This is a genomic window from Streptomyces sp. NBC_00876 (assembly GCF_045207435.1).
Lineage (GTDB): Bacteria > Actinomycetota > Actinomycetes > Streptomycetales > Streptomycetaceae > Streptomyces.
Window position 1 is genome coordinate 1752955 of record NZ_CP108800.1, and the last position, 26790, is coordinate 1779744.

The window sequence follows — 26790 nt, forward strand, 5'->3', positions numbered from 1 at the left end:
GGCGCGTCAGTGGCTGCGCCGCGTCGCGAGCGGCTGGACCAACTCGTCGTACACGCTCAGCACCTGGGCGATCGTGTCGTCCTCCGTCGGCCAGCTCGCCGCCTGCCGAGGTCCGGCAGCGGACAGCCGTTCGCGTTCCGCCGGGTCGCCCAGGAGCCGGGCCACGGCCCGGGCGAGCGCTTCCGCGTTCGCGTACGGCACGAGTTCCGCGGCGTCGCCCACGAGTTCGGGCACCCCGCCGACCGCGGTGGCGACCAGGGGCACGCCGTTGCGCAGCGCCTCCTGGGCCATCAGCGAGCGGGACTCCCAGCGGCTGGGCAGCACGGCGACATCTGCGGCGGCCAGGAGTCCGGCGGCATCGGTACTGCTGCCGATCAGCGCGACGGGCAGGTCCTCGGTCCTGATCCGGCGCTGCAGAGCCGCCCGTTCCCGTCCCTCGGTCCTGATCCGGCGCTGCAGAGCCGCCCGTTCCCGTCCCTCGCCCGCGATGACCAGCAGGGGTACGGGATCGAGCCGGCGCCACGAGCGGGCCGCGTCGAGCAGTGTGCCGTACCCGTGATCCGGTACGAGGCTGCCCACCGCTACGATCAACGGCCGCTCCACCGCACCGAGTTCGGCCCGCACCTTGCCGTCGGGCACGGTGGCGGGCGCACATGGCACGGGTGTGGCGAGGGGCGCGAGCCTGGCGTCGCGCGCCCCTCGGCGCCGGGCCCGGTCGACCAGGTCCGACGAGGTGCCGAGCACAACTGCCGCCGCACGGGCGGCCCTTCGCTCCAGCAGATGCAGCAGCCGGCGGCGGGCACCCTCGACGTGGGACCGGGTGTGCCAGGTGACGACCAGCGGGACACGGCGGCAGCCGAGCGCCAGGGCGGCCCGAACGGCGGCGTGCACCCCGTGCGCATGGACGACGTCCGCACCGGCGCAGGCGGCGCGCAGTGCGGCGACCGCGGCGGGATCACTGCGCCTGGGGACGGGAGCGAAGCGGGCCCCCGTGGCGGCGAAGTCGTAGGCGCGGTCCAGCCCGGCCGGTGCGCAGACGGTCACCTGCACCCCTCTGGCGACCAGCCCGGCAGCCAGCGAGCCGACATGGGCGCTGCTGCCCGCACTGCCGCCGCCGAGCACTTGGACCGTACGCAGCTGTGACACGTTGAATGGCTCCCGGAGCTCCCGAGTCGGCGGTAAGGGCGGTCCCGTCATCCCTGGTGGATCGGCGCGCGGCATCGTATGCGGCGCATCGCGTGGCGGAGGGACGCCCGCACACTGGATGCATTCGGGTGTTCCGACAGCCCGGCGCAGTGCCGTGGCCGTCGTCGTCGCACGCCCGCCGGGGATGATCGGGACAGCCCTTATGTACATGGCCAAGGATGCCAGTCCGTACGCACGTTCCGGCCCGGCTGAACCGTTACGCCGGTGCGCATCGCAACAAACCGGGCGTGGCGTACCACTCGCACGGGTGAAGAACGGTGCGGTTCCATGACGCCGTGCGCGGGTTCGGCGGACGCGACCGCGGCCCGCGCAACTGCCGCTGTCCCCACGCCTCCCGTGCACGGCGGGTCAGCGCCGGCCGAGCGTCCCGGCGAGCCGGGTGACGCGGTCCCCGAACACCGCCGCCGCGACGAGCCCCGCCGCATGAGCGACGAGCCCGGCCCGTCCGCCGGCCGCGACGATCCCGACGCCGAGCGCGGCGCCCAGGGCGTGCGCCCCGGTGTCCCCGATCATTGTGCGCTCCCCCAGGTCGTCGGCCGCGATCGCCGCGGCAGCCGCCATCGGGGCGGCGACGAGCGGGCTCCTGACCAGGCCGGGGGCCCCGAGGGCGAGCACGGTGGCGACGGCCGCTCCGGGACGTACGTCGGTCAGATTGACGAGGTGGGCGGTGCCGGCGATCACGACGCCGCCGAGGAGCCGGTCGACCGGGCGTTCCCGTATCAGCGCGCCGGCGGCGATCCCGACGGCGCCGATCCCGAGGAGCTTCACCGCCCCGCCGGTCACCTCGCCGTACCGCAGCGCGCTCAGGTGGGCGCGGAATCCGCGGCGCGGATCGTCCGCGCCTGCGAGGTCGTCGTACGCGCCGCAGCCGGCCGCCACCAGCACGGCGAGCACAGCCGCGCTCCGGGTACGGGAGGGCAGGGGCAGGACTGCGGCCCCGGCAGCCGCTCCCAGGGCGACGGCCGGGCCCGCGCACAGGTCCACGGTGCGGCCAGCGTAGTTGGTGCGCTGCCAGGCCGGCCTCGGCCGCGCCCGCAGCACCCGGTACACGCCTCCGGCCACCGCCGCGGCGACGGCGGCGCCCGCCGGCGTCCGCACGGCGGTCCCTATCCGTCCGCCCGAGCCGTGGCCAGCAGTTCCTCCGCGTGGGCCCGGGCCGTCTCGGAGTCCTCCTGGCCCGCGAGCATCCGGGACAGTTCCCGTACCCGGTCCTCGCCCTCCAGGACGGTGACTCCGCTCCTGGTGACCGAGCCGTCCACGGTCTTCTCGACCAGCAGCTGCCGGTCGGCGAACGCGGCCACCTGGGGCAGGTGGGTGACGACCACGACCTGGGCCGACCTGGCGAGCTTCGCCAGTCGCCGGCCCACCTCGACGGCCGCCTTGCCGCCGACGCCCGCGTCCACCTCGTCGAAGAGGTAGGTGGGTACGGGGTCGGAACCGGCGAAGACCACCTCGACGGCGAGCATCACCCGGGACAGCTCACCGCCCGAAGCGCCCTTGGCGATCGGCCGGGGCTGGGCGCCGGGGTGCGGTGCCAGCAGCAGTTCGACCTCGTCGGCGCCGGACGGCCCGTAGGTCACGTTGCGTCCGCCGATCTCGATGCCGGACGCCTCGTCCGCCGCCTCGGTCTGCCGGATGTCGAAGGAGACCCGGGCGTGGGGCATGGCCAGGGAGGCGAGTTCCTCGGTCACGGCTTCGGCGAAGAGCGCGGCGGCCGCTGTCCGGGCGTCGGTCAGCGCCTGGCCGAGGCCGGAGAGTTCGGCGCGCAGGGCGTCGCGTTCGGCGGTCAGTTCGCCGATCCGGTCGTCGTCCCCCTCGAGTTCGGTCAGCCGGGCGACGCCGTCCTCGGCCCAGGCCAGGACCGCCGCGATGTCCACGCCGTACTTGCGGGTGAGCGCGGTGAGCGCCGCCCGCCGCTCCTCGACCGCCGCGAGCCGCAGCGGATCGGAGTCCAGCTGGTCGGCGTACCCGGACAGTTCGCCCGCGACATCGGCGAGCAGGATGGAGATCTCGCCGACCCGGTCGGCGAGCGCGGCGAGCGCCGGGTCGTGTGCGCGCACCCCGTCCAGCGCCTGCCGGGCGGCCGCGACGACGGTCGTCGCGTCCACGGCCTCCTGGTCCTCCGGGTTGCCGGCCAGCGCGGTGTGCGCCAGCGCGGCGGCGGAGGCGAGGGCGTCTGCGTGACCGAGCCGCTGGGCCTCGGCGGCGAGCTCGGTGTCCTCACCGGGCAGCGGTTCGACCGCGGCGATCTCGTTCAGCCCGAAACGCAGCAGATCGGCTTCCTGGGCGCGTTCGCGGGCGCGCGTCGTCAGCTCGTCGAGTTCACTCGCGACGTCGCGCAGCCGCCGGTAGGCCGCCGCGTACTTCGCGTGCGGACCGGCGACGCCGTCGCCCGCGTACCGGTCCAGGGCCTGGCGCTGCCTGGCCGGCTTGAGCAGCCCCTGCTGGTCGGTCTGACCGTGCACGGCGACGAGTTCGTCGGCGAGTTCGGCCAGCACACCGACGGGCACGGACCTGCCGCCGAGATGCGCCCGGGAGCGCCCCTCCGCGGAAACGGTACGGCTGATGAGCAGCGCACCGTCCTCGATCTCGGCCCCGGCCTCCTCGGCCCGCAGCGCCACCGCGTCGCCCTCGGCCACCGTGATCCGGCCCTCGACGACCGCGGCCTTGGCACCGATCCGCACCAGGGCGGGGTCGGCGCGGCCGCCGAGCAGCAGCCCCAGGCTGGTGACGACCATGGTCTTGCCCGCGCCGGTCTCACCGGTCACCGCGGTGAAACCGGGTGACAGTTCCACCACCGCGTCGTCGATGACTCCGAGCGACCGTATCCGCATCTCCTCCAACACGGACATGACCATACGAGGTTTCGTGGCCCGCGCGCACACGGGCTGCGGTCCCGGCGGCGGATCCGCCGGTACGAGAGCCCTGCCGAAGGTCAGTGCGGCGCGCCCCGCCACCCCGACACCGGCAGCGCGAACTTGGCCACCAGCCGGTCCGTGAAGGACGCCTGGTGCAGCCGGGCCAGCCGTACGGGCACCGCGCCGCGCCGCACCTCGACGCGGGCGCCGGCGGGCAGTTCCACGGTCCTGCGCCCGTCGCACCACAGCACCCCGTGCGGGGTGTGCGGCTGGACCTCGACGGCGAGCACCGAGGTCGGTGACGTCACCAGCGGCTTGGCGAACAGCGCGTGGGCGCTGATCGGGACCATGAGGAGTGCCTCGACCTCGGGCCAGACGACGGGGCCGCCGGCCGAGAAGGCGTACGCGGTCGAGCCGGTCGGCGTCGCGCACACGATGCCGTCGCAGCCGAACCCGGTCACCGGCCGGCCGTCGATCTCCAGTACGACCTCGAGCATCCGCTCGGGCGACACCTTCTGCACGGCCGCCTCGTTGAGCGCCCAGTCGGTGTGGACGACGGTGCCGTTGCTGTGCACGACGACGTCGATCGTCATGCGTTCCTCGACGGTGTACGCCCGGGTGACGACCCGGTCGACGACCTTGTCGAGGTCGTCGCGCTCGGCCTCGGCGAGGAAGCCGACCCGGCCGAGGTTGACGCCGAGCATCGGCACGCCGGAGGCGCGCGAGAGTTCGGCGCCCCGCAGCAGCGTCCCGTCGCCGCCGAGCACGATCAGCAGTTCACAGCCGTTCACCGCCTCGGGCGTGGCATCCGTGACGGTCTCGACGGACGGCGGCAGCGGCAGATCGGCCGCCTCATGGGCCAGGACCCTTACGCCCAGGCCGCTGCGGAGCAGCCCCTGGACGACGAGCTCGGCGCTGCGGATCGCGGCCGGCCGGCCGGTGTGCGCCAAGAGAAAGACTGTTCGTGCCGCATTCGTCGTCAACGAGGCCCCTCCGCCACTGCACGGTCGACATCCGCGGGATCCAGTTCCGGTGCTCCGGCCCGCAGCCACAGAAAGTACTCGACATTCCCCGACGGCCCCGGCAACGGGCTGGCCGTCACACCCCGGACCCCCAGGCCCAGCGCCCAGGCCCGGCGGGCCACCTCCCTTACCGCTTCGGCGCGCAGCTCCGGGCTGCGCACCACACCGCCGGCGCCCAGGCGCTCCTTGCCCACCTCGAACTGCGGCTTGACCATGAGGACCAGGTCCGCGTCGGGGGCCGCACAGCGCGCCAGGGCGGGCAGCACGAGCCCGAGCGGGATGAACGACAGATCGCCCACCACCAGGTCCACCGCCTCGCCGTCGATCGCCTCCAGGGTCAGTTCCCGCACATTGGTGCGGTCCTTGACGGTGACGCGTTCATCGGACTGGAGCGACCAGGCGAGCTGCCCGTAGCCGACGTCCACCGCGAGCACACGGGCGGCTCCGGCGCGCAGCAGCACATCGGTGAACCCCCCGGTCGACGCCCCGGCGTCGAGCGCCCGCCGCCCCTCGACCTTCAGCCCGAGGGGGACGAAGGCGGCGAGGGCGCCCGCCAGCTTGTGGCCGCCCCGGGAGACGTACTCGGGGTCGCTGTCGTCCTTGGTGACGACGAGGGCGGCGCTCGTCTCGACCTGGGTGGCCGGTTTGGTCGCGGTGTTGCCGCCGACGGTCACCCGTCCTGCGGCGATCAGCTGGCTCGCGTGCTCGCGTGAGCGGGCGAGCTTTCGGCGTACCAGCTCGGCGTCGAGGCGGCGACGGGCCACTCCTGCCACGTTCGGTTCAGCTCCTGTTGTCGTACGAGGGCATCGGTGCGGGTACCGGTGCGGGTGCGGGCCTGGCGTCCAGCGCGGTCAGCGATTCGCGCAGGCCACGGTGTACATCCTCGTACACCTCGATGTGTCCGTCCGCCGGGAGGTGGTCGGCATCGGCCAGACGCTCCAGCCGCGTGTCCACGTCGGCGTGCCCCGTGGGTGTGCGGACGACACCGAGGGGCGCGGGACCGGCGGGCTGCGGCGGGGCCGCCGCGGGTTGCTGCGGCGCGTCCTCGGGCAGCTCGCCGGGCGCGGACGCGGTGGCCGTCGCCGGCCCCGGAATCGAGTCGCTCATGCGGGAAACGCTACCGCGAAGGCCTGCGGTACCGTCGATCACAATGGCGACCATGGCGGAGTGCCGCAGCGCACTCGACAGACTTTCCGACAGCCTCGCGGGGGCCGACGGCGACGTGCGCAGCGCGGCCGCCCTGGACCGCTCGCTCAGCTGCCACATCAAGGACCTGGACATCACGTTCACCGGGCGCCTGACCGGCGGCCGGATCCGGGTTCTGGACACGGTCGAGGGGCCGCCCCGGGAGAGGGCCGGGATCCGGCTCGCGATGACCGGGGACGATCTGGTGGCCATGGTGGACGGCGAACTGAACTTCGCCAAGGCCTGGAGCTCGGGCCGGGTCCGTCTGGAGGCCGGCTTCCGCGACCTCCTGAAACTCAGATCCCTCCTGTAGCAACACCGACCGAATCAAACAACGCCGAAGCCCCGATCAAGCCCGTCCAGCACCCGAATCAAGCCCGCCCGACGCTTGAGGACACCCTTCAAGCCCGCCCGACGCCCGACTCAAGCCCGTCCGGCGCTTGAGGACAACCCATCCAGCCCGTCCGGCGCTTGAGGACAACCCATCCAGCCCGTCCGGCGCTTGAGGACAAAGCGTGGCCGCAGGTCACGCGCCCGACCACGCACCCGCACCGCACCACCTCCGGGCCCGCCCCCTACACCCCCTACACCCCCGCACCGCGCACCCCGCGCACACCCCGCACCCGCGCAGCCGGCACCACCAGCGGCGTCCCGGTCTCCGGGTCGGGGATCACCTGGCAGCGCAGCCCGAACACCCGCTCCACCAGCTCCACGGTGACGATCTCCCCCGGCGGCCCCTCCGCGACGACCTCGCCCTCCCTCATGGCGATGAGGTGCGTGGCGTAACGCGCGGCGTGGTTGAGATCGTGCAGGACGGCCACGAGCGTGCGCCCCTGCGTCTCATGCAGCTCCGCACACAGGTCGAGCACATCGATCTGGTGCTGGATGTCGAGGTACGTCGTCGGCTCGTCGAGCAACAGCAGCGGCGTCTGCTGCGCCAGCGCCATCGCGATCCAGACACGCTGGCGCTGACCGCCGGACAATTCATCGACATAGCGATCGGCGAGTTCACCGACACCGGTCGACGCCATCGATTCCTCGACAATGCGTTCGTCGTCGGGTGACCACTGCCGCAGCAGTCCCTGGTGCGGGTAGCGTCCCCGGGCCACGAGATCCGCGACGGTGATGCCCTCCGGCGCGATCGAGGACTGGGGCAGCAGCCCCAGGATCCGGGCGACCTTCTTCGCGGGCAGGCCGTGAATCGTCTGACCGTCCAGCAGCACCCGGCCGCGGCTCGGCTTCAGCATCCGCGAGAGCGCCCGCAGCAATGTCGACTTTCCGCAGGCGTTGGGGCCGACGATCACGGTGAACGAGTGGTCGGGGATCTCGACCGAGAGGTTCTCCGCGATGACCCGCTGGTCGTATCCGAGGGTCACCGAGTCCGCGGTGAGGCGCTGCATGGTCGTACTCCGTGAGTCGGTCGGGATGCTGGTCGGGGTACTGGAGGAAGAAGGGGCGGGCGACGGCCTCACACCACCTGTGCCGGTCCTCATATGCGGCCCGCCTTGCGCTCGGACACCAGGAGCCACAGCAGATAGCAGCCGCCCACCACCCCGGTGACCACGCCGACGGGCAGCTGCCGGTCACCGAAGGCGTCCAGCGCGATCCAGTCGGCGACGAGAAGAAGGGCCGCGCCCATGAAGGTGGCGGCCACCAGATTGGGGCCCGTGGAGCGGGTCAGCCGGCGTGCCAGCTGAGGGGCGCTCAGCGAGACGAACGCGATCGGCCCGGCGGCCGCCGTGGCGACGGCGACGAGCAGTACGGCGGAGCCCATCAGGACGAGCCGGGTGCGTTCGACCCGTACGCCGAGCGCGTACGCGGCGTCGTCGCCCATCTCCATCACCCGCAGGGCCGGCCCGTGCCCGAACACCAGCGGCAGCAGCAACCCGCACACCGCGAGCAGCGGCCAGACCTGCGCCCAGTCCCGGCCGTCGAGCGAGCCGGTCATCCAGACGACGGCACGGGTCGCGTCGACCAGGTTGGCCTTGGTGATGAGGTACTGGGTCGCGGCGGTGAGCACGGCGGCCGCGCCGATCCCCACCAGGACGAGCCGGAAGCCGTGCACCCCGCGCTTCCACGCCAGCAGGTAGACCGCGACACCGGTCAGCAGTCCACCGGCCACCGCACCGCCCGCGACGGCCGTCGCACCGCCCTGGAAGAGGATGATCACGGTCAGCGCGCCGACGGTCGCGCCCTGGCCGAAGCCGAGCACGTCGGGGCTGCCGAGGGGGTTGCGCGAGATGGTCTGGAAGACGGCGCCGCCGGCACCGAGCGCCGCACCGACGAGGAGGCCGACCAGTACCCGCGGCAGCCGCAGGTCGGTGACGATGAACTCCTGCTGGAAGGTGCCGTGTCCGAAGAGCGTGGTGACGACCTCGCCGGGGGTCATCGAGAAGTCGCCGCTGCCGATGAGGACGACGGCGGCGCCCGCCGCCACCGCGGCGAGCAGCACGGTCACGAGGGACGCCCGGACGTTCATCCGGAACGAGTACCCGCCGCCCGTCCGCACAGCCCGCATGGGCCGCACCCGCCGGGCCGTCCCCGCTGTCTCCTTCGTGGCGTTCACAGCTGGGACATCCTCTTGCGTCGTACGAGGTGGATGAAGACCGGCCCGCCGATCAGCGCGGTGACGATGCCGACCTGGAGTTCGGACGGCCGTGCGATGACCCGGCCGACCACGTCCGCGCCGAGCAGGAGCACCGGCGACAGCACGGCCGCGTACGGCAGGATCCACCGCATGTCGGGCCCGGTGAGGGTGCGCACCAGGTGCGGGATCATCAGCCCGATGAAGACGATCGGCCCGCACGCGGCGGTCGCGGCCCCGCACAGCAGGGTGACGGCGAGCATCGCCAGGACGCGGGTCCCGGTCAGATGGGCGCCGAGGGCCCGCGCCGTGTCGTCGCCCATCTCCAGGGCGTTGAGCGGACGCGCGATGAGCAGGGTCAGCAGCACACCGAGCGCGATGAACGGCCACACCTTGCCGACGGTCTCCATGTTCGCGGACGCCAGCGAGCCGACGGTCCAGAACCGCAACCGGTCCAGCGCCGCCGAGTCCAGCAGCTGTACGGCGTTGACGTAGCCGTACAGGGCCGCGGTGACGGCGGTCCCGGCGAGTGCGAGCCGTACGGGAGTGGCGGACCGGCTGCCGCCGAGCAGATACACGGCCACCGAGACGATCGCGGCCCCGGCGAAGGCGAACCAGACGTATCCGGTCAGCGAGGTGACACCGAAGAAGCTGATGGCGGAGACGACCGCGGCCGACGCCCCCGCGTTGACGCCCAGCAGCCCGGGCTCGGCCAGCGGGTTACGGGTCAGCGCCTGCATCACCGCCCCGGCGAGCCCGAGCGCGGACCCGACGATCAGTCCGAGCACGGTCCTGGGGATCCGTACCTTCCGTACGAGGACGTCGTCGCCGCTCCCCGCGTAGTGGAACAGTCCGTGCCAGACATCGGCGAGCGGCAGCGCCTTGGCACCGATCGCGATACTGGCCATGCACACCAGTACGAGGAGCGCCAGGGCCACCAGGAGCCCTGCCGCTCGTGCCGCATGCCGCCTGGGAGGCGCGGTTCTGTCCAGGGCCGCTATCGGGCCCGGGCTCGGGTTCGGGGGACTCTCAACCAACACGAGGTTAGGTTAGCCTACCCTCCCATGCCCTCGGTCCGGCCGTCTCTGCCGCCGGCCGGAACCCCCGACAGCGGCGGACGACCGGAACCGACGGCACGGGAAAACCGGCTGCTACAGCCCGAGCCGGGCCACCGCCTTCCCCGCGTCCAGGGCGCACGCCCCCTCCCCGGCCTGCGACCACGCCGCCCCGCACAGCGCCCGCAGACCGTCGAGCGCGTCCCCGTCGCCCTCAAGCACCAGTTCGCCGCCGCGCACGAAGGCCCTCCAGTCACCGCAGGCGTACGCCTCGCCGGTCCGCGCCACCTCGGGCTGGCCCGTCAGCAGACCTCGCAGGTCCGCGTCGATGTACGTCGGCCGGTGCTCGGGAACCGCGGCCACCAGCTGCGCCGCGTCCGTCACCCCGGTGAGCACCAGCAGGGAGTCCACGCCGCCGTTGAACGCCCCCTCGATATCCGTGTCGAGCCGGTCCCCGACCACCAGCGGCCGCTCCGCCCCGGTCCGCAGCACCGTCTCGCGGTGCATCGGCGGCAACGGCTTCCCAGCCACCTGCGGCTCGGCACCGGTCGCGATCCGGACGACCTCCACCGCCGCCCCGTTGCCCGGCGCGATGCCCCGGGCGCCCGGAATCGTCAGATCCGTGTTGGACGCGAACCACGGCAGACCGCGGTTGATCGCGTAGGAGGCCTCGGCGAACCGGCCCCACGCCATGTCGGGCCCGCCGTATCCCTGCACCACCGCGACCGGGTCGTCGTCCGCCGACTCCACGGGCTCCAGCCCGCGTTCGCGCAGCGCCACCCGCAGCCCCTCGCCCCCGATCACCAGCACCCGCGCCCCGGCCGGCAGCTGATCGGCGACCAGCCGCGCCACGGCCTGCGCCGAAGTGATCACATCTGCGGGCTCGGCCGGCACTCCCAATTCGGTCAGATGCTCCGCCACCGCGGCCGGCGTGCGCAGCGCGTTGTTGGTCACGTACGCCAGGTGCATCCCGCCGTCCCGCGCGGTGCCGAGTGCCTCGACGGCATGGTCGATCGCCTGCCCGCCCGCGTACACCACCCCGTCCAGATCGAGCAGCGCCGTGTCGTACGCCTCGCTCAGCGCGGTGCTGTTCCCGCTCGGCCTGGTCCTGCTCGCCTGACTCATATCCTGCGCTCCTCGTTGCCTGCTTCTCCCCCGATCATCGCGCATCCCCGAACCGCACATACGATGCAGAAATGAACACAAGAGGCCGGGCGGAGCAGGGACTGCGTCTGATTCCCTTCCGAGGACTGCGCTACGTCCCCGAGCGGGTCGGCAGCCTCGCCGCGGTGACCTCGCCCCCGTACGACGTCGTCGTACGGCCCGACGGGCTGCTCCACCTCGAATCGGCGGATCCGCACAACATCGTGCGCCTGATCCTGCCGCAGGCCGACACGGCGGCCGCCCGCCACGAACAGGCCGCCACGACCCTGAACCACTGGCTCGCCGAGGGCATACTCGCCCCCGACTCCGAGCCCGCCCTGTACGTGTACGAGCAGCGCAACGGCGACATCCTGCAGCGGGGCATCGTCGGTGCGCTGGCGCTCTCCGCCCCCGCCGACGGCATCGTGCTCCCGCACGAGGACGTGATGGCCCATGTCGTCGAGGACCGCGCCGATCTGATGCGGACCACCGCGGCCCATCTCGAACCGCTGCTGCTGACCTACCGCAGCGACGACGAGGCCACGGGGGCCACCCAGGTCATCGAACGCACGATCCACCGCCCGCCACTGCTCGCCACGACCACCGAGGACGGCTACAGCCACCGGCTGTGGGCAGTGACCGATCCCGCGGACCGTACGGAGATCGGATCGGATCTGGCCCGGCATCAGGCCCTGATCGCCGACGGGCACCACCGCTGGGCCACGTATCTCCGGCTCCAGCAGGAGCACACCGCCCCCGGCCCCTGGGACTTCGGCCTGGTCCTCCTGGTCGACACGGCCCGCTACCCGCTCCGGGTGCGCTCCATCCACCGGCTGCTGCACGGACTGCCCGTCGCCGACGCGCTCGCCGCGCTGACCGGCCTCTTCCGGATCCGCGCCGTCGAGGGTCCGCTCCCCCGGGCCCTGGACGCCCTGGCCGGTGCGGCGGCCGAGGGCAACGCCTTCCTGCTCGCGGGCGACGGCCGCTTCCATCTGGTCGACCGCCCCGACGACGCCCTGCTGGCCCGAACCGTTCCGACGGACCGGCCGGCGGCCTGGCGGCGCCTCGACGCGACGGTCCTGCACACGACGCTCCTCGACCACGTCTGGCACATCCCCGACGACCCGGCGCACATCGCCTACATCCACGACACCGCAGCCGCCGTCGAACAGGCGGAGCGCCACAACTCCACGGCGGTACTGATGCATCCGGTACGCGAAGAAGTCGTCCGGGACCTGGCCCGCCAAGGCGTCACCATGCCGCGCAAGTCGACCTCCTTCGGCCCCAAGCCGGCCACGGGCCTGGTCCTGCGCAGCCTCACTCTCGGCTGACCCCGGACACGGAAAAGGGCGGCACCCCTGGGGGGTGCCGCCCTTCTCTGCTGCGTTATGCCTTGGCCGGACCGTCCTCGCCGGTCTCGTCCTCGTCGTCCTCGTCATCGTCGAAGTCGTCGATGTCACCGATGTCGTCCACATCGACGACTACCGGCGCCGGGGCAGCGGTGACCGCGGCGTCGTCCTCGTCACCGAGAGCGTCGACGAACTCGACCCCGTCCAGCTCGGCGAGGCGGTCCGACGCGTCCGTGGAGCCGTCCTTGTCGGCCTCCAGCGCCTTTCCGAACCACTCACGCGCCTCGTCCTCGCGTCCTGCGGCCAGCAGCGCGTCCGCGTACGCGTAGCGCAGTCGCGGCGTCCACGGGTGCACGGCGCTCGAAGCCAGCTCGGAGCTCTGGAGCGTCACGATGGCGGCGTCGATCTGCCCCATGTCCCTGCGGGCACCGGCAGCCACCAGACGCATCTCGACCTGTCCGGCCTTGTCCAGCTTCTGCACCTCGGGCTCTCCGGCCATGGCCATGGCCCGCTCGGGCCGGCCGAGTCCGCGCTCGCAGTCGGCCATGACCGGCCACAGTTCCACCGAACCGGTCATCCGCCGGGACGCCCGGAACTCCGCCAGCGCCTCCGCGTACTTCTGGGTCGCGTAGGCGGCGAAGCCGGCTGCCTCACGTACAGCTGCCACGCGCGAGGCCAGCCGCAGGGCGATGCGCGCATACGCGTACGCCTGCTCGGGGTCCTCGTCGATCAGCCGGGCCACCATGACCAGGTTCCTGGCCACGTCCTCGGCCAGGGTCTTCGGCAGGCTCATCAGCTCCTGGCGGACGTCCTTGTCGATCTCGTGACCGGTGACGTCCTCGGGGATGGGAAGCCGCTTGATGGGCTCGCGCTCCCGGTCATCCCGACGCTCGTACCCACCACGGTCATCGCGACCGCGGTAGCCACCCCGGTCCCGGTCATCCCGCTGACCGCGGTATCCACCGGAGGACGAGCCACCACGGCTGTCATCGCGACGGAACCCACCACCGGACGACGAACCACCACGGCTGTCATCACGACGGAAGCCACCGCCGGAGGAGGAACCACCACGGCTGTCATCACGACGGAACCCACCACCGGAACCGCCGCGGTCGTCGTCGCGACGCGGCGCACGATCCCGGTCACGGTCGTCACGGCGGAAGCCGCCGCTGCGGTTGTCGTCGTCGCGGCGCGGGCCGCGCGGCCGGTCGTCACGACGCTCGAAACCACCGCTCGGACGCCCACCACGGTCATCGTCACGACGCGGAGCCCGGTCATCACGACGGAACCCACCACCGGAAGAGGAACCACCACGGCTGTCGTCACGACGGAACCCACCACCGGAGGACGAACCACCACGATTGTCGTCGCGGCGGAAGCCACCGGCCGAACCACCACGGTCATCGTCACGACGCGGAGCCCGGTCATCACGACGGAACCCACCACCGGAAGAGGAACCACCACGGCTGTCGTCACGACGGAACCCACCACCGGAGGACGAACCACCACGATTGTCGTCGCGGCGGAAGCCAACGGCCGAACCACCACGGTCATCGTCACGACGCGGAGCCCAGTCATCACGACGGAACCCACCACCGGAAGAGGAACCACCACGGCTGTCGTCACGACGGAACCCACCACCGGAGGACGAACCACCACGATTGTCGTCGCGGCGGAAGCCACCGGCCGAACCACCACGGTCATCGTCACGACGCGGAGCCCGGTCATCACGACGGAACCCACCACCGGAAGAGGAACCACCACGGCTGTCGTCACGACGGAACCCACCACCGGAGGACGAACCACCACGGCTGTCGTCACGACGGAACCCACCACCGGAGGACGAACCACCACGGCTGTCGTCACGACGGAAGCCACCACCGGAACCGCCGCGGTCGTCGTCGCGGCGCGGGCCGCGCGGCCGGTCGTCACGACGCTCGAAACCACCGCTGGGACGCCCACCACGGTCATCATCACGACGCGGAGCCCGGTCATCACGACGGAACCCACCACCGGAGGACGAACCACCACGGCTGTCGTCACGACGGAACCCACCACCGGAACCACCACGGTCATCATCACGACGCGGAGCCCGGTCATCACGACGGAACCCACCACCGCTGGACGAACCACCACGGCTGTCATCACGACGCGGCGCACGATCCCGGTCGCGGTCATCACGACGGAAGCCGCCGCCACCGCTGGTGGGCCGGCTGTCATCGCGACGGAAACCGCCGCCACCACTGGTGGGCCGGCTGTCGTCACGACGGTTGCCGCCGCGGTCGTTGTCCCGACGCTGGCCGCCTGACCGGTCGTCACGACCGCCGCTGAAGCCGCCCCGGTCACCGCCGTCCCGGCGACGCGGCTCGCGCTCCGAACGATCGTCGGGAGAGTTGGTGGACATCGGTGGTGCTCCTGTCATCGGGTACTACAGACATTCTTGCGCAGCCGGACACCCGACGCGCTTCGGAAAAACAAAAAGGACCCTTGGTCCCAGCGTTGAACGCTGGGACCAAGGGTCCTTCAAAGATTGTTCGGCGGCGTCCTACTCTCCCACAGGGTCCCCCCTGCAGTACCATCGGCGCTGAAAGGCTTAGCTTCCGGGTTCGGAATGTAACCGGGCGTTTCCCTAACGCAATGACCACCGAAACCCTATCGGGTTCTAGCGAACAAGCACACTTTTCAATTAAGTAGTGACGCTGTTCAACCGGTGCGATAACTGTTCGCAACCCGGGAACAACACAGTGGACGCGAGCAACTGAGGACAAGCCCTCGGCCTATTAGTACCAGTCAGCTCCACCCGTTACCGGGCTTCCACATCTGGCCTATCAACCCAGTCGTCTACTGGGAGCCTTAACCCCTCAAGAGGGTGGGAATACTCATCTCGAAGCAGGCTTCCCGCTTAGATGCTTTCAGCGGTTATCCTTTCCGAACGTAGCCAACCAGCCATGCCCTTGGCAGGACAACTGGCACACCAGAGGTTCGTCCGTCCCGGTCCTCTCGTACTAGGGACAGCCCTTCTCAATATTCCTACGCGCACAGCGGATAGGGACCGAACTGTCTCACGACGTTCTAAACCCAGCTCGCGTACCGCTTTAATGGGCGAACAGCCCAACCCTTGGGACCGACTCCAGCCCCAGGATGCGACGAGCCGACATCGAGGTGCCAAACCATCCCGTCGATATGGACTCTTGGGGAAGATCAGCCTGTTATCCCCGGGGTACCTTTTATCCGTTGAGCGACAGCGCTTCCACAAGCCACTGCCGGATCACTAGTCCCGACTTTCGTCCCTGCTCGACCCGTCGGTCTCACAGTCAAGCTCCCTTGTGCACTTACACTCAACACCTGATTGCCAACCAGGCTGAGGGAACCTTTGGGCGCCTCCGTTACTCTTTAGGAGGCAACCGCCCCAGTTAAACTACCCATCAGACACTGTCCCTGATCCGGATCACGGACCCAGGTTAGACATCCAGCACGACCAGAGTGGTATTTCAACGACGACTCCACAACCACTGGCGTGGCCGCTTCAAAGTCTCCCACCTATCCTACACAAGCCGAACCGAACACCAATATCAAACTATAGTAAAGGTCCCGGGGTCTTTCCGTCCTGCTGCGCGAAACGAGCATCTTTACTCGTAGTGCAATTTCACCGGGCCTATGGTTGAGACAGTCGAGAAGTCGTTACGCCATTCGTGCAGGTCGGAACTTACCCGACAAGGAATTTCGCTACCTTAGGATGGTTATAGTTACCACCGCCGTTTACTGGCGCTTAAGTTCTCAGCTTCGCCGACCCGAAAGTCAGCTAACCGGTCCCCTTAACGTTCCAGCACCGGGCAGGCGTCAGTCCGTATACATCGCCTTACGGCTTCGCACGGACCTGTGTTTTTAGTAAACAGTCGCTTCTCGCTGGTCTCTGCGGCCACCCCCAGCTCACCGAGTAAATCGGATCACCAGTGATGGCCCCCCTTCTCCCGAAGTTACGGGGGCATTTTGCCGAGTTCCTTAACCATAGTTCACCCGAACGCCTCGGTATTCTCTACCTGACCACCTGAGTCGGTTTAGGGTACGGGCCGCCATGAAACTCGCTAGAGGCTTTTCTCGACAGCATAGGATCATCCACTTCACCACAATCGGCTCGGCATCAGGTCTCAGCCTTAATGTGTGACGGATTTACCTACCACACGGCCTACACCCTTACCCCGGGACTACCACCGCCCGGGCTGGACTACCTTCCTGCGTCACCCCATCGCTTACCTACTACAAGTCTGGTTCATCGGCTCCACCACTACCCTCAACTCCGAAGAGATCGGGCCGGCTTCACGGACTTAGCATCGCCTGATTCAGTACTGGGCGTTTCAAAGCGGGTACCGGAATATCAACCGGTTGTCCATCGACTACGCCTGTCGGCCTCGCCTTAGGTCCCGACTTACCCTGGGCAGATCAGCTTGACCCAGGAACCCTTAGTCAATCGGCGCACACGTTTCTCACGTGTGTATCGCTACTCATGCCTGCATTCTCACTCGTGAACCGTCCACAACTCGCTTCCGCGGCTGCTTCACCCGGCACACGACGCTCCCCTACCCATCCCAGCCCCCGTTGGGGGTACATGCTGGAATGACACGACTTCGGCGGTACGCTTGAGCCCCGCTACATTGTCGGCGCGGAATCACTTGACCAGTGAGCTATTACGCACTCTTTCAAGGGTGGCTGCTTCTAAGCCAACCTCCTGGTTGTCTCTGCGACTCCACATCCTTTCCCACTTAGCGTACGCTTAGGGGCCTTAGTCGATGCTCTGGGCTGTTTCCCTCTCGACCATGGAGCTTATCCCCCACAGTCTCACTGCCGTGCTCTCACTTACCGGCATTCGGAGTTTGGCTAAGGTCAGTAACCCGGTAGGGCCCATCGCCTATCCAGTGCTCTACCTCCGGCAAGAAACACACGACGCTGCACCTAAATGCATTTCGGGGAGAACCAGCTATCACGGAGTTTGATTGGCCTTTCACCCCTAACCACAGGTCATCCCCCAGGTTTTCAACCCTGGTGGGTTCGGTCCTCCACGAAGTCTTACCTCCGCTTCAACCTGCCCATGGCTAGATCACTCCGCTTCGGGTCTTGAGCGCGCTACTAAATCGCCCTATTCGGACTCGCTTTCGCTACGGCTTCCCCACACGGGTTAACCTCGCAACACACCGCAAACTCGCAGGCTCATTCTTCAAAAGGCACGCAGTCACGACTGCATGTGCAAGCACATACAGCGACGCTCCCACGGCTTGTAGGCACACGGTTTCAGGTACTATTTCACTCCGCTCCCGCGGTACTTTTCACCATTCCCTCACGGTACTATCCGCTATCGGTCACTAGGGAATATTTAGGCTTAACGGGTGGTCCCGCCAGATTCACACGGGATTTCTCGGGCCCCGTGCTACTTGGGTGTCTCTTAAACGAGCCGTTAATGTTTCAGCTACGGGGGTCTTACCCTCTACGCCGGACCTTTCGCATGTCCTTCGCCTACATCAACGGTTTCTGACTCGTCTCATGGCCGGCAGACCATGAAAAAGAGATCCCACAACCCCGCATGCGCAACCCCTGCCGGGTATCACACGCATACGGTTTGGCCTGATCCAGTTTCGCTCGCCACTACTCCCGGAATCACGGTTGTTTTCTCTTCCTGAGGGTACTGAGATGTTTCACTTCCCCTCGTTCCCTCCACACTGCCTATGTGTTCAGCAGCGGGTGACAGCCCATGACGACTGCCGGGTTTCCCCATTCGGAAACCCCCGGATCAAAGCTTGGTTGACAGCTCCCCGGGGACTATCGTGGCCTCCCACGTCCTTCATCGGTTCCTAGTGCCAAGGCATCCACCGTGCGCCCTTAAAAACTTGGCCACAGATGCTCGCGTCCACTGTGCAGTTCTCAAGCAACGACCAGCCACCCATCACCCCGCCTTACAGGCGAGTTCACTGGGGCCGGCGTTTGAAGGCAGCCTTACGGCCATACCTTCAGACACCCAACAGCGTGCCCAGTACTCGCAATCCAATCGGTTCGTTTTCCACGCTCCGAAGAGCAGTACTTACGACCCGGTTGAACCACCAGGTACTGAATAGTCAACGTTCCACCCATGAGCAACCAGCACCGAACACTCGCCGGTGTACTGGCCTCTGACCCGGCGAACCGAGTAAGAAGTGCTCCTTAGAAAGGAGGTGATCCAGCCGCACCTTCCGGTACGGCTACCTTGTTACGACTTCGTCCCAATCGCCAGTCCCACCTTCGACAGCTCCCTCCCACAAGGGGTTGGGCCACCGGCTTCGGGTGTTACCGACTTTCGTGACGTGACGGGCGGTGTGTACAAGGCCCGGGAACGTATTCACCGCAGCAATGCTGATCTGCGATTACTAGCAACTCCGACTTCATGGGGTCGAGTTGCAGACCCCAATCCGAACTGAGACCGGCTTTTTGAGATTCGCTCCGCCTCGCGGCATCGCAGCTCATTGTACCGGCCATTGTAGCACGTGTGCAGCCCAAGACATAAGGGGCATGATGACTTGACGTCGTCCCCACCTTCCTCCGAGTTGACCCCGGCAGTCTCCTGTGAGTCCCCATCACCCCGAAGGGCATGCTGGCAACACAGAACAAGGGTTGCGCTCGTTGCGGGACTTAACCCAACATCTCACGACACGAGCTGACGACAGCCATGCACCACCTGTATACCGACCACAAGGGGGGCACCATCTCTGATGCTTTCCGGTATATGTCAAGCCTTGGTAAGGTTCTTCGCGTTGCGTCGAATTAAGCCACATGCTCCGCTGCTTGTGCGGGCCCCCGTCAATTCCTTTGAGTTTTAGCCTTGCGGCCGTACTCCCCAGGCGGGGAACTTAATGCGTTAGCTGCGGCACCGACGACGTGGAATGTCGCCAACACCTAGTTCCCAACGTTTACGGCGTGGACTACCAGGGTATCTAATCCTGTTCGCTCCCCACGCTTTCGCTCCTCAGCGTCAGTAATGGCCCAGAGATCCGCCTTCGCCACCGGTGTTCCTCCTGATATCTGCGCATTTCACCGCTACACCAGGAATTCCGATCTCCCCTACCACACTCTAGCCTGCCCGTATCGACTGCAGACCCGGGGTTAAGCCCCGGGCTTTCACAACCGACGCAACAAGCCGCCTACGAGCTCTTTACGCCCAATAATTCCGGACAACGCTTGCGCCCTACGTATTACCGCGGCTGCTGGCACGTAGTTAGCCGGCGCTTCTTCTGCAGGTACCGTCACTTTCGCTTCTTCCCTGCTGAAAGAGGTTTACAACCCGAAGGCCGTCATCCCTCACGCGGCGTCGCTGCATCAGGCTTTCGCCCATTGTGCAATATTCCCCACTGCTGCCTCCCGTAGGAGTCTGGGCCGTGTCTCAGTCCCAGTGTGGCCGGTCGCCCTCTCAGGCCGGCTACCCGTCGTCGCCTTGGTAGGCCATTACCCCACCAACTAGCTGATAGGCCGCGGGCTCATCCTTCACCGCCGGAGCTTTTAACCATCCCCCATGAGAGGGAAAGTGTTATCCGGTATTAGACCCCGTTTCCAGGGCTTGTCCCAGAGTGAAGGGCAGATTGCCCACGTGTTACTCACCCGTTCGCCACTAATCCACCCCGAAGGGCTTCATCGTTCGACTTGCATGTGTTAAGCACGCCGCCAGCGTTCGTCCTGAGCCAGGATCAAACTCTCCGTGAATGTTTTCCCGTAATCGGGTAGACACCACGAGAGCGGAACGACCATGTCGGAATATGACCGGTCGTCCACTGAATCCTCGCTGTGTGCATTGCCTACCAGGCCAGTGGCCTCGTAGGACTTTCAAAGGAACCTCGAACCTGCCGAAGCAGGTCGGGGTATCAACGTATCTGGCGTTGACTTTTGGCACGCTGTTGAGTTCTCAAGGAACGGACGCTTCCTTTGTACTCACCCTCAGAACATTTTCTGGGGCTTTCCTCCGGGCGCTTCCCTTCGGTCTTGCGTTTCCGACTCTATCAGACTCTTTCGTGTCCGATTCCCGGTCGAAGCGGGTTTTGCTTTGCTTCCCAGGAATTCGCTTTCGCGCTTTCCCTTTCGGCGTGTTCACTACTTTAGCCGATTCCCCCGGTTACTCATAATCGAGTCAGTGGGCCTGAATTTCGGCACGCCGAAATTCGCACCCTCTGGGGTGAGTCGTAGGTAGTGGTTGGCCGCTTCGAGTCTGTCCGGCATGCGATCCGATGGATCGAACCGAAAGCTGTACCCGTGTCAAGCGGCTCGGACTACATTAGGCGTCCCCCAAGGGCGAGTCAAGTTGACCGTCGGCGTGGCGCATGGGCCCTGTACGGGCTCACCGTCGGGTCGCCGTCGATCCAGAAGCGCCACGGATGCGTGGCTCCGTCACCGCCCACTCCGGTGCGCGGACCGCTGCGTACCTGGTCGCGGGGTGGTGGGGTGCCGTGCAGTACGGAGAGGAAGGCCCCGGGGTGCGCGATGGCGTCGGTGCCGTTCAGGGTCCGGTCGATGTCGAGGGCCGTCGCGAGGCGGGCCGGCCCTTTGGCCAGTTCCCGGTCATTGCGGGCCGAGAGTCGACGTTTACGGGTGAGGTCGGCGCCATCGAGGATGCCGCCGGCTCGCAGCAGCACACCGCTCGCCATGCCCTCCGGACCGCACACCAGGTTCAGGCAGTGCCACATGCCGTAGGTGAAGTAGACGTATGCGTGGCCGGGTGGTCCGTACATGACGCTGTTGCGGGGCGTCCGGCCGCGGAAGGCGTGGGATCCGGGGTCGACCTCTCCCGCGTACGCCTCCACCTCGGTGAGGCGCAGGGCGATCGGGCCGTCCTGCGTGGTGCGGACCAGGGTGCGGCCCAGCAGATCCGGTGCCACCTCCAGTACGGGGCGGTCGAAGAAGTCCCGCGTCAGCGGCGTGCAGTCCCTGCCATCGATCATGACGTTCGAGGTTAGCGGGAACCGACTACGGTCATGGCGCGTATGTAGAGGTCAGGACCTAGGAGGAGTAAACATGGGCTTCAAGCGGCTGCTCGCGAGCATGGGTGCCGGTGGCGCCTCGGTGGAGACGGAGCTGACCGAGCTCAACGTCGTACCGGGCGGGGTTGTTCAGGGCGAGGTGCGGATCCAGGGCGGGTCCGTGGACCAGCAGGTCGAGGGGCTCTCCGTCGGTCTGCAGGCCCGGGTCGAGGTCGAGGGCCAGGACCAGGAGACCAAGCAGGACATCGAGTTCACCAAGCTGCGCCTCGGCGGCGCGTTCGAGGTGCGGGCGGGAGCGGTGCACGTCGTGCCGTTCGGCCTCGAGATCCCGTGGGAGACGCCGATCACGATGTTCGGGGGGCAGCACCTGCACGGCATGAACATCGGGGTGACCACGGAGCTGGAGATCGCGCGGGCGCTGGACTCGGGCGACCTGGACCCCATCAACGTGCACCCGCTGCCGGCGCAGCAGGCCATCCTGGACGCCTTCGGTCAGCTGGGCTTCGGCTTCCGCAGCGCGGACATGGAGCGCGGCCACATCCGCGGCACCCGTCAGCGGCTGCCGTTCTACCAGGAGATCGAGTTCTTCCCGCCGTCGCAGTACCGGGGGCTGAACCAGGTCGAGCTGACGTTCGTCGCGGACGACCGCGAGATGGACGTCGTCCTCGAGATGGACAAGAAGCCGGGTCTCTTCAGCGAGGGCAGCGACTCGTACCGCGCGTTCAAGGTGGGTCTGAACGACTTCCAGGGGACCGACTGGGCCGCGTACCTCAACCAGTGGCTGGCGCAGGTCGGCGGGCAGCGCAACTGGCTCTAGGGTCGGAGGGAAGGAGACCTTCCCCCAGCAGAACCGATCAGGAGAGGTGCCGACGTGACCGAGCCGAAGAGGGCCCCGCTGCCGCACGACTTCCATCCCGAGGTCCCCTCGTTCACCGTGGTGAGCGAGGATCTCGCCCCGGGAGCCGTGCTCGCGGACGCTCAGGTGTTCGCGGCGGGGAACACATCGCCGCAGCTGCGGTGGGAGGGCTTCCCCGCGGACACGAAGAGTTTCGCCGTGACGTGCTTCGACCCGGACGCCCCGACGGGCAGCGGGTTCTGGCACTGGGTGGTCTTCGACATCCCGGCGTCGGTCACGGAGCTGCCGGTGGGCGCGGGCAGCGGAAAGTTCGAGGGACTGCCCGCGGGGGCCGTGCAGGTCCGCAACGACTACGGGTCGAAGGAGTTCGGCGGCGCCGCCCCGCCGGCCGGCGAGAACCACCGCTATGTGTTCACCGTGTACGCGGTGGACAGCGAGAAGCTCGGTCCCGACAGCGACGCGTCTCCCGCGGCGGTCGGCTTCAACCTGCGTTTCCACACCCTGGGCCGCGCCCAGCTGATCGGTGAGTACGCGGAGCCCGCCGCGAGCGCGTGAAGCCGAAGCTTCCACCCCTGTTTGCCCTGCCCTGGTCTTGGAGAGATCAGGGCAGGGCATTTTTTATTGCGTTGTCCATCACGGCCTGTCCGGACAGAGTTGATCCGGGCCTGCCAGGGGGCGGCCGGCACACGGGAGGTGGGCGAGATGCGGGACACGCTGGTGCTGAACGCGAGCTTCGAGCCGCTGTCGACGGTGACGCTGAACCGTGCGGTGGTGCTGATTCTGCAGGACAAGGCCGTCGTCGAGCAGTCGCACCCCGATCTCCGTATGCGCGGTGCCGCCGTGGACATTCCGGTGCCCCGGGTGATCAGGCTCTGCCGGTACGTACGGGTGCCGTTCCGAAGACAGGCCCCGTGGTCCAGAAGGGGTGTGCTGATCCGGGACCAGCACCGGTGCGCCTACTGCGGGCGGCGGGCGAGCACCGTCGACCACGTGGTGCCGCGTGCCCAGGGCGGGCAGGACACCTGGCTCAACACGGTGGCCTCCTGCGCCGAGGACAACCACCGCAAGGCGGCGCGTACACCGGAGCAGGCGGCGATGCCGCTGCTGAAGCAGCCGTTCGTGCCGTCGCCGGCGGACGCGATGCTGCTGGCGCTGGGGGCCGGTGACCGGTCCGCGCTGCCGGAGTGGCTGGCGCAGTCCGCGGCGTAGGTGTCGTACGCCTGGTGACGTAGGGGAGCCCGCTTCCGTGAGGAGGCGGGCCTCCGTATGTCAGCGGAGCAGCAGCTGGACGATGGCGGCCGTTCCGACCGTGACGATGAGGACGCGCAGGAAGGTGGGGCTGAGCCGGCGGCCGATCTTGGCACCGATCTGGCCGCCGAGCGCGGAGCCGACCGCGATCAGTACGACGGCCGTCCAGTCGAAGTCCGCGACGAAGAGGAAGAAGAGCGCGGCGACGCTGTTGACGACGGCGGCCAGGACGTTCTTCACGGCGTTGAGACGCTGCATGGTGTCGTCGAGCAGCATGCCCATCAGGGAGAGGTAGATGATCCCCTGGGCGGCGGTGAAGTAGCCGCCGTAGACACTGGCGAGCATCAGACCGATGAAGAGCAGCGGCCCGCCGTCGGGGCGGGCCGCGGTGCCGTTGTGTTCGCGTCGGCGCTGGACCGCTTTGCTGATGCGCGGTTGCAGGATGACCAGGACGAGGGCCATGGCGACCAGGACCGGGACGATGGTCTCGAAGGCGGTGGAGGGCAGCGTCAGGAGCAGGGTCGCGCCGGTGAGGCCGCCGATCATGGCACCGACAGCGAGCTTGAGGACGCGTCGGCGCTGGCCCTGGAGTTCCTTGCGGTAGCCGATCGCGCCGCTGATGGAGCCGGGGATCAGTCCGAGTGCGTTGGAGACGGTGGCTGTGACCGGGGGCAGGCCGGTGGCGAGCAGCACGGGGAAGGTGATCAGCGTTCCCGAGCCGACGATCGTGTTGATCGTGCCCGCGCTGATGCCCGCGGCGAAGACCGCGAGCATCTCCCAGATGTTCATGCCGGATCCCCCGTGCCTGATCGGTGCTTGGTGCACTGATCATGCCCGAGGGGGTGTACACGTCAGTCGACCGGGGGCTCCTCGCGGCGTTCCTTGCCGCTGGTGTCGAAGCCGGGCATGCCGGTGCCGAGGTTCCCGAAGGCGCCGCTGAGGCCCTTGAGGGCGTCACCGATCTCGCTGGGCACGATCCAGAGCTTGTTGGCGTCGCCCTCGGCGAGCTTCGGCAGCATCTGGAGGTACTGGTACGAGAGGAGCTTCTGGTCCGGGTCGCCGGCGTGGATGGACTCGAAGACCGTACGGATGGCCTGGGCCTCGCCCTCCGCGCGCAGGGCTGCCGCCTTGGCCTCGCCCTCGGCGCGCAGGATCGCGGACTGCTTCTCGCCCTCCGCGGTGAGGATCGCGGACTGGCGCGTACCTTCGGCCTGGAGGATCGCGGCCCGCTTGTCGCGGTCGGCGCGCATCTGCTTCTCCATCGAGTCCTGGATGGAGGTCGGCGGCTCGATCGCCTTGAGCTCGACGCGGTTGACGCGGATGCCCCACTTGCCGGTGGCCTCGTCGAGGACTCCGCGCAGGGCCGCGTTGATCTCCTCGCGGGAGGTCAGGGTCCGTTCCAGGTCCATGCCGCCGATGATGTTGCGGAGCGTGGTGACGGTGAGCTGCTCGATGGCCTGGATGTAGCTCGCGACCTCGTACGTCGCCGCCCGTGCGTCGGTCACCTGGTAGTAGATGACGGTGTCGATGTTGACCACCAGGTTGTCCTGGGTGATCACCGGCTGCGGCGGGAAGGGGACGACCTGTTCACGCAGGTCGATCCGGTTGCGGATCGAGTCGATGAACGGGACGACGATGTTCAGGCCTGCGTTGAGGGTGCGGGTGTAGCGGCCGAAACGTTCCACGATGGCGGCGCTGGCCTGTGGGATGACCTGGATCGTCTTGATCAGAGCGATGAAGACGAGCACCACCAGAATGATCAGGACGATGATGATCGGTTGCATCGTTTTCTCGTGCCCTTCGGTTGCCGACGGATCGCGATGATCGAGGTCGTGATCGGTATGGGGGGGCCGTGGGTCAGGTCGGTCGTCCTGCCGCACGGTTTCCATGATGATCGACATCGAGTCTGGCAGAACGGGCTCTGGTGCGGGGGCTGTTCGGTCACATGACGACGGCCGTCGCCCCGTCGATGTCGACGACATCGACCTGTTGACCGGGTTCGAAGCTCAGTTCCGCGTCGAGGGCGCGGGCCGACCAGATCTCCCCGGCCAGCTTGATCCGGCCGCCGCTGCCGTCCACGCGCTCCAGGACAACGGCCTGACGGCCCTTCAGCGCGTCGATTCCGGTGGCGAGCCGGGGCCGGTCCGCGCGCTGTCTGTTGGCGATCGGGCGGACGACGGCGATCAGCGCCACCGAGACGATGACGAAGACCAGTACCTGGGCCACGATTCCGCCGCCGAGGGCCGCGACGACCGCCGCGGCGACCGCCCCGACGGCGAACATACCGAACTCGGGCATCGCGGTCAGGACGAGCGGAATGCCCAGTCCCACCGCGCCGATCAGCCACCACACCCACGCGTCGATGTCCACGTGGTCATCGTAGGACCGTGAGCACCCCCGCGGACAGGGCGCGAGCCGCCCCGATGGCCGGGGATCGTCAGGCGAGCGGGAGTCCGCGGGCGGTGTAGCGGTCGCCCTGGTGCTCGACGACGAGCGGCAGGCCGAAGCAGAGGGAGAGGTTACGGGAGCTGAGCTCGGTCTCCATGGGACCGGCGGCGAGCACCTTGCCCTGACGGATCATCAGGACATGGGTGAAGCCGGGAGCGATCTCCTCGACGTGGTGGGTGACCATGATCATGGAGGGGGCGTACGGGTCACGGGCCAGCCGGCCGAGCCGGCGGACCAGGTCCTCGCGGCCGCCGAGGTCGAGACCGGCGGCCGGCTCGTCGAGGAGCAGCAGCTCGGGGTCGGTCATCATGGCGCGGGCGATCAGGGTTCGCTTGCGCTCGCCCTCGGAGAGGGTGCCGAACTTCCGGTCGAGGTACTCGGTCATGCCGAGCCGGTCGAGGAAGGCGCGGGCGCGGTCCTCGTCGACCTTGTCGTAGTTCTCGTTCCAGGTGGCGGTCATGCCGTAGGCGGCGGTGAGCACCGTCTGCAGGACCGTCTGGCGCCTGGGCAGCTTCTCCGCCATGGCGACGCCCGCGATACCGATGCGGGGGCGCAGGTCGAAGACGTCGGTGCCGACGCCGCCGAGCCGCTCGCCGAGGACCGTGGCGCTGCCCCTGGTCGGGAAGAGGTAGCTGGACGCGATGTTGAGGAGAGTGGTCTTGCCGGCGCCGTTCGGGCCGAGGATGACCCAGCGCTCACCCTCCTTGACCGACCAGGAGACGTCGTCCACCAGAGCGCGTCCGTCGCGGACCACGGATACGTCCACCAGCTCCAGTACATCGCTCATGAGCGCGTTGTCTCCCCATGCAGTCTCGAGATCGTCGCGTGCCTGTGGGCACAGCTCCCAGG

General features: G+C 68.2%; 22 protein-coding genes and 3 rRNA genes. 5 read left to right on the forward strand and 20 right to left on the reverse strand.

Annotated features, from left to right (window positions below):
• Positions 1-6 precede the first annotated feature (6 nt).
• The 6 genes from OG782_RS07650 to OG782_RS07675 form a co-directional block, all read right to left on the reverse strand.
• Positions 7-1146 carry a glycosyltransferase family 4 protein gene (locus OG782_RS07650; RefSeq protein ID WP_406448640.1) on the reverse strand — a complete coding sequence of 380 codons (1140 nt, stop codon included), beginning with the start codon at positions 1144-1146 and terminating at the stop codon, positions 7-9.
• A 408-nt stretch (positions 1147-1554) separates the two neighbouring features.
• Positions 1555-2304: a hypothetical protein gene (locus tag OG782_RS07655; RefSeq protein ID WP_406448641.1), complete on the reverse strand. Its 750-nt coding sequence runs from the start codon at positions 2302-2304 to the stop codon at positions 1555-1557.
• 8 nt (positions 2305-2312) lie between these two features.
• Positions 2313-4058 carry a DNA repair protein RecN gene (gene recN / locus OG782_RS07660; protein ID WP_406448642.1) on the reverse strand — a complete coding sequence of 582 codons (1746 nt, stop codon included), beginning with the start codon at positions 4056-4058 and terminating at the stop codon, positions 2313-2315.
• A gap of 83 nt (positions 4059-4141) precedes the next feature.
• Positions 4142-5047 carry an NAD kinase gene (locus OG782_RS07665; protein ID WP_406448643.1) on the reverse strand — a complete coding sequence of 302 codons (906 nt, stop codon included), beginning with the start codon at positions 5045-5047 and terminating at the stop codon, positions 4142-4144.
• Positions 5044-5859, reverse strand: a complete 816-nt coding sequence (locus OG782_RS07670; protein ID WP_406448644.1) for a TlyA family RNA methyltransferase — start codon at positions 5857-5859, stop codon at positions 5044-5046. Before OG782_RS07670 ends, OG782_RS07665 begins: the two co-directional genes overlap by 4 nt.
• A gap of 7 nt (positions 5860-5866) precedes the next feature.
• The gene (locus OG782_RS07675; protein WP_406448645.1) at positions 5867-6193 is read right to left on the reverse strand and encodes a hypothetical protein; all 327 of its coding nucleotides are present in this window, start codon (positions 6191-6193) and stop codon (positions 5867-5869) included.
• Between the two features lie 43 nt (positions 6194-6236).
• Here OG782_RS07675 and OG782_RS07680 point away from each other — a divergent pair, with 43 nt between their 5' ends.
• On the forward strand, positions 6237-6584 hold the full coding sequence (locus OG782_RS07680) for an SCP2 sterol-binding domain-containing protein (protein ID WP_406448646.1): 348 nt from the start codon (positions 6237-6239) through the stop codon (positions 6582-6584).
• A gap of 271 nt (positions 6585-6855) precedes the next feature.
• Here OG782_RS07680 and OG782_RS07685 read toward each other — a convergent pair whose 3' ends face one another.
• From OG782_RS07685 to OG782_RS07700, 4 genes are all read right to left on the reverse strand, one after another.
• Positions 6856-7671 carry an ABC transporter ATP-binding protein gene (locus OG782_RS07685; protein ID WP_406448647.1) on the reverse strand — a complete coding sequence of 272 codons (816 nt, stop codon included), beginning with the start codon at positions 7669-7671 and terminating at the stop codon, positions 6856-6858.
• 89 nt (positions 7672-7760) lie between these two features.
• The gene (locus OG782_RS07690) at positions 7761-8837 is read right to left on the reverse strand and encodes a FecCD family ABC transporter permease (RefSeq protein WP_406448648.1); all 1077 of its coding nucleotides are present in this window, start codon (positions 8835-8837) and stop codon (positions 7761-7763) included.
• Positions 8834-9793 (reverse strand): FecCD family ABC transporter permease, encoded by a 960-nt coding sequence (locus tag OG782_RS07695; RefSeq protein ID WP_406448649.1) that lies wholly within the window; start codon positions 9791-9793, stop codon positions 8834-8836. The genes OG782_RS07690 and OG782_RS07695 overlap by 4 nt, the downstream gene beginning before the upstream one ends.
• A 213-nt stretch (positions 9794-10006) precedes the next feature.
• Positions 10007-11035 (reverse strand): HAD-IIA family hydrolase, encoded by a 1029-nt coding sequence (locus tag OG782_RS07700; RefSeq protein ID WP_406448650.1) that lies wholly within the window; start codon positions 11033-11035, stop codon positions 10007-10009.
• A gap of 71 nt (positions 11036-11106) precedes the next feature.
• On the opposite strand from OG782_RS07700, the gene OG782_RS07705 reads away from it, so the two are divergent.
• Positions 11107-12384: a DUF1015 domain-containing protein gene (locus tag OG782_RS07705; RefSeq protein ID WP_406448651.1), complete on the forward strand. Its 1278-nt coding sequence runs from the start codon at positions 11107-11109 to the stop codon at positions 12382-12384.
• Between the two features lie 55 nt (positions 12385-12439).
• On the opposite strand, the gene OG782_RS07710 is transcribed toward OG782_RS07705, so the two are convergent.
• The 6 genes from OG782_RS07710 to OG782_RS07735 all read right to left on the reverse strand — a co-directional run bounded on the left by OG782_RS07710 (position 12440) and on the right by OG782_RS07735 (position 21350).
• Positions 12440-13195: a tetratricopeptide repeat protein gene (locus OG782_RS07710; protein WP_406448652.1), complete on the reverse strand. Its 756-nt coding sequence runs from the start codon at positions 13193-13195 to the stop codon at positions 12440-12442.
• A complete protein-coding gene (locus OG782_RS07715; RefSeq protein ID WP_406448653.1) occupies positions 13195-14721 on the reverse strand; it encodes a hypothetical protein in 1527 nt (508 codons plus the stop codon). Before OG782_RS07715 ends, OG782_RS07710 begins: the two co-directional genes overlap by 1 nt.
• Before the next feature lie 213 nt (positions 14722-14934).
• Positions 14935-15051, reverse strand: a 5S ribosomal RNA gene (rrf, locus tag OG782_RS07720).
• Between the two features lie 111 nt (positions 15052-15162).
• Positions 15163-18287: ribosomal RNA gene (locus OG782_RS07725) — 23S ribosomal RNA — on the reverse strand.
• Between the two features lie 308 nt (positions 18288-18595).
• A 16S ribosomal RNA gene (locus tag OG782_RS07730) occupies positions 18596-20121 on the reverse strand.
• The 16S, 23S and 5S rRNA genes sit together here, the layout of an rRNA operon.
• Positions 20122-20708: 587 nt before the next feature.
• A complete protein-coding gene (locus tag OG782_RS07735) occupies positions 20709-21350 on the reverse strand; it encodes a DNA-3-methyladenine glycosylase (RefSeq protein WP_406448654.1) in 642 nt (213 codons plus the stop codon).
• 73 nt (positions 21351-21423) lie between these two features.
• Between OG782_RS07735 and OG782_RS07740 the strand changes: the two genes are divergently transcribed.
• The 3 genes from OG782_RS07740 to OG782_RS07750 all read left to right on the forward strand — a co-directional run bounded on the left by OG782_RS07740 (position 21424) and on the right by OG782_RS07750 (position 23454).
• Positions 21424-22206 (forward strand): sporulation protein, encoded by a 783-nt coding sequence (locus tag OG782_RS07740; RefSeq protein WP_406448655.1) that lies wholly within the window; start codon positions 21424-21426, stop codon positions 22204-22206.
• A 54-nt stretch (positions 22207-22260) separates the two neighbouring features.
• Positions 22261-22800, forward strand: a complete 540-nt coding sequence (locus OG782_RS07745) for a YbhB/YbcL family Raf kinase inhibitor-like protein (protein WP_406448656.1) — start codon at positions 22261-22263, stop codon at positions 22798-22800.
• Between the two features lie 147 nt (positions 22801-22947).
• A complete protein-coding gene (locus OG782_RS07750; protein WP_406448657.1) occupies positions 22948-23454 on the forward strand; it encodes an HNH endonuclease in 507 nt (168 codons plus the stop codon).
• Between the two features lie 60 nt (positions 23455-23514).
• On the opposite strand, the gene OG782_RS07755 is transcribed toward OG782_RS07750, so the two are convergent.
• The 4 genes from OG782_RS07755 to OG782_RS07770 form a co-directional block, all read right to left on the reverse strand.
• Positions 23515-24282, reverse strand: a complete 768-nt coding sequence (locus OG782_RS07755; RefSeq protein WP_406448658.1) for a sulfite exporter TauE/SafE family protein — start codon at positions 24280-24282, stop codon at positions 23515-23517.
• A gap of 62 nt (positions 24283-24344) precedes the next feature.
• Positions 24345-25277 (reverse strand): SPFH domain-containing protein, encoded by a 933-nt coding sequence (locus tag OG782_RS07760; protein ID WP_406448659.1) that lies wholly within the window; start codon positions 25275-25277, stop codon positions 24345-24347.
• A gap of 157 nt (positions 25278-25434) precedes the next feature.
• The gene (locus OG782_RS07765; RefSeq protein ID WP_406448660.1) at positions 25435-25863 is read right to left on the reverse strand and encodes an NfeD family protein; all 429 of its coding nucleotides are present in this window, start codon (positions 25861-25863) and stop codon (positions 25435-25437) included.
• A gap of 67 nt (positions 25864-25930) precedes the next feature.
• The gene (locus OG782_RS07770) at positions 25931-26728 is read right to left on the reverse strand and encodes an ABC transporter ATP-binding protein (protein ID WP_406448661.1); all 798 of its coding nucleotides are present in this window, start codon (positions 26726-26728) and stop codon (positions 25931-25933) included.
• Positions 26729-26790: the final 62 nt, after the last annotated feature.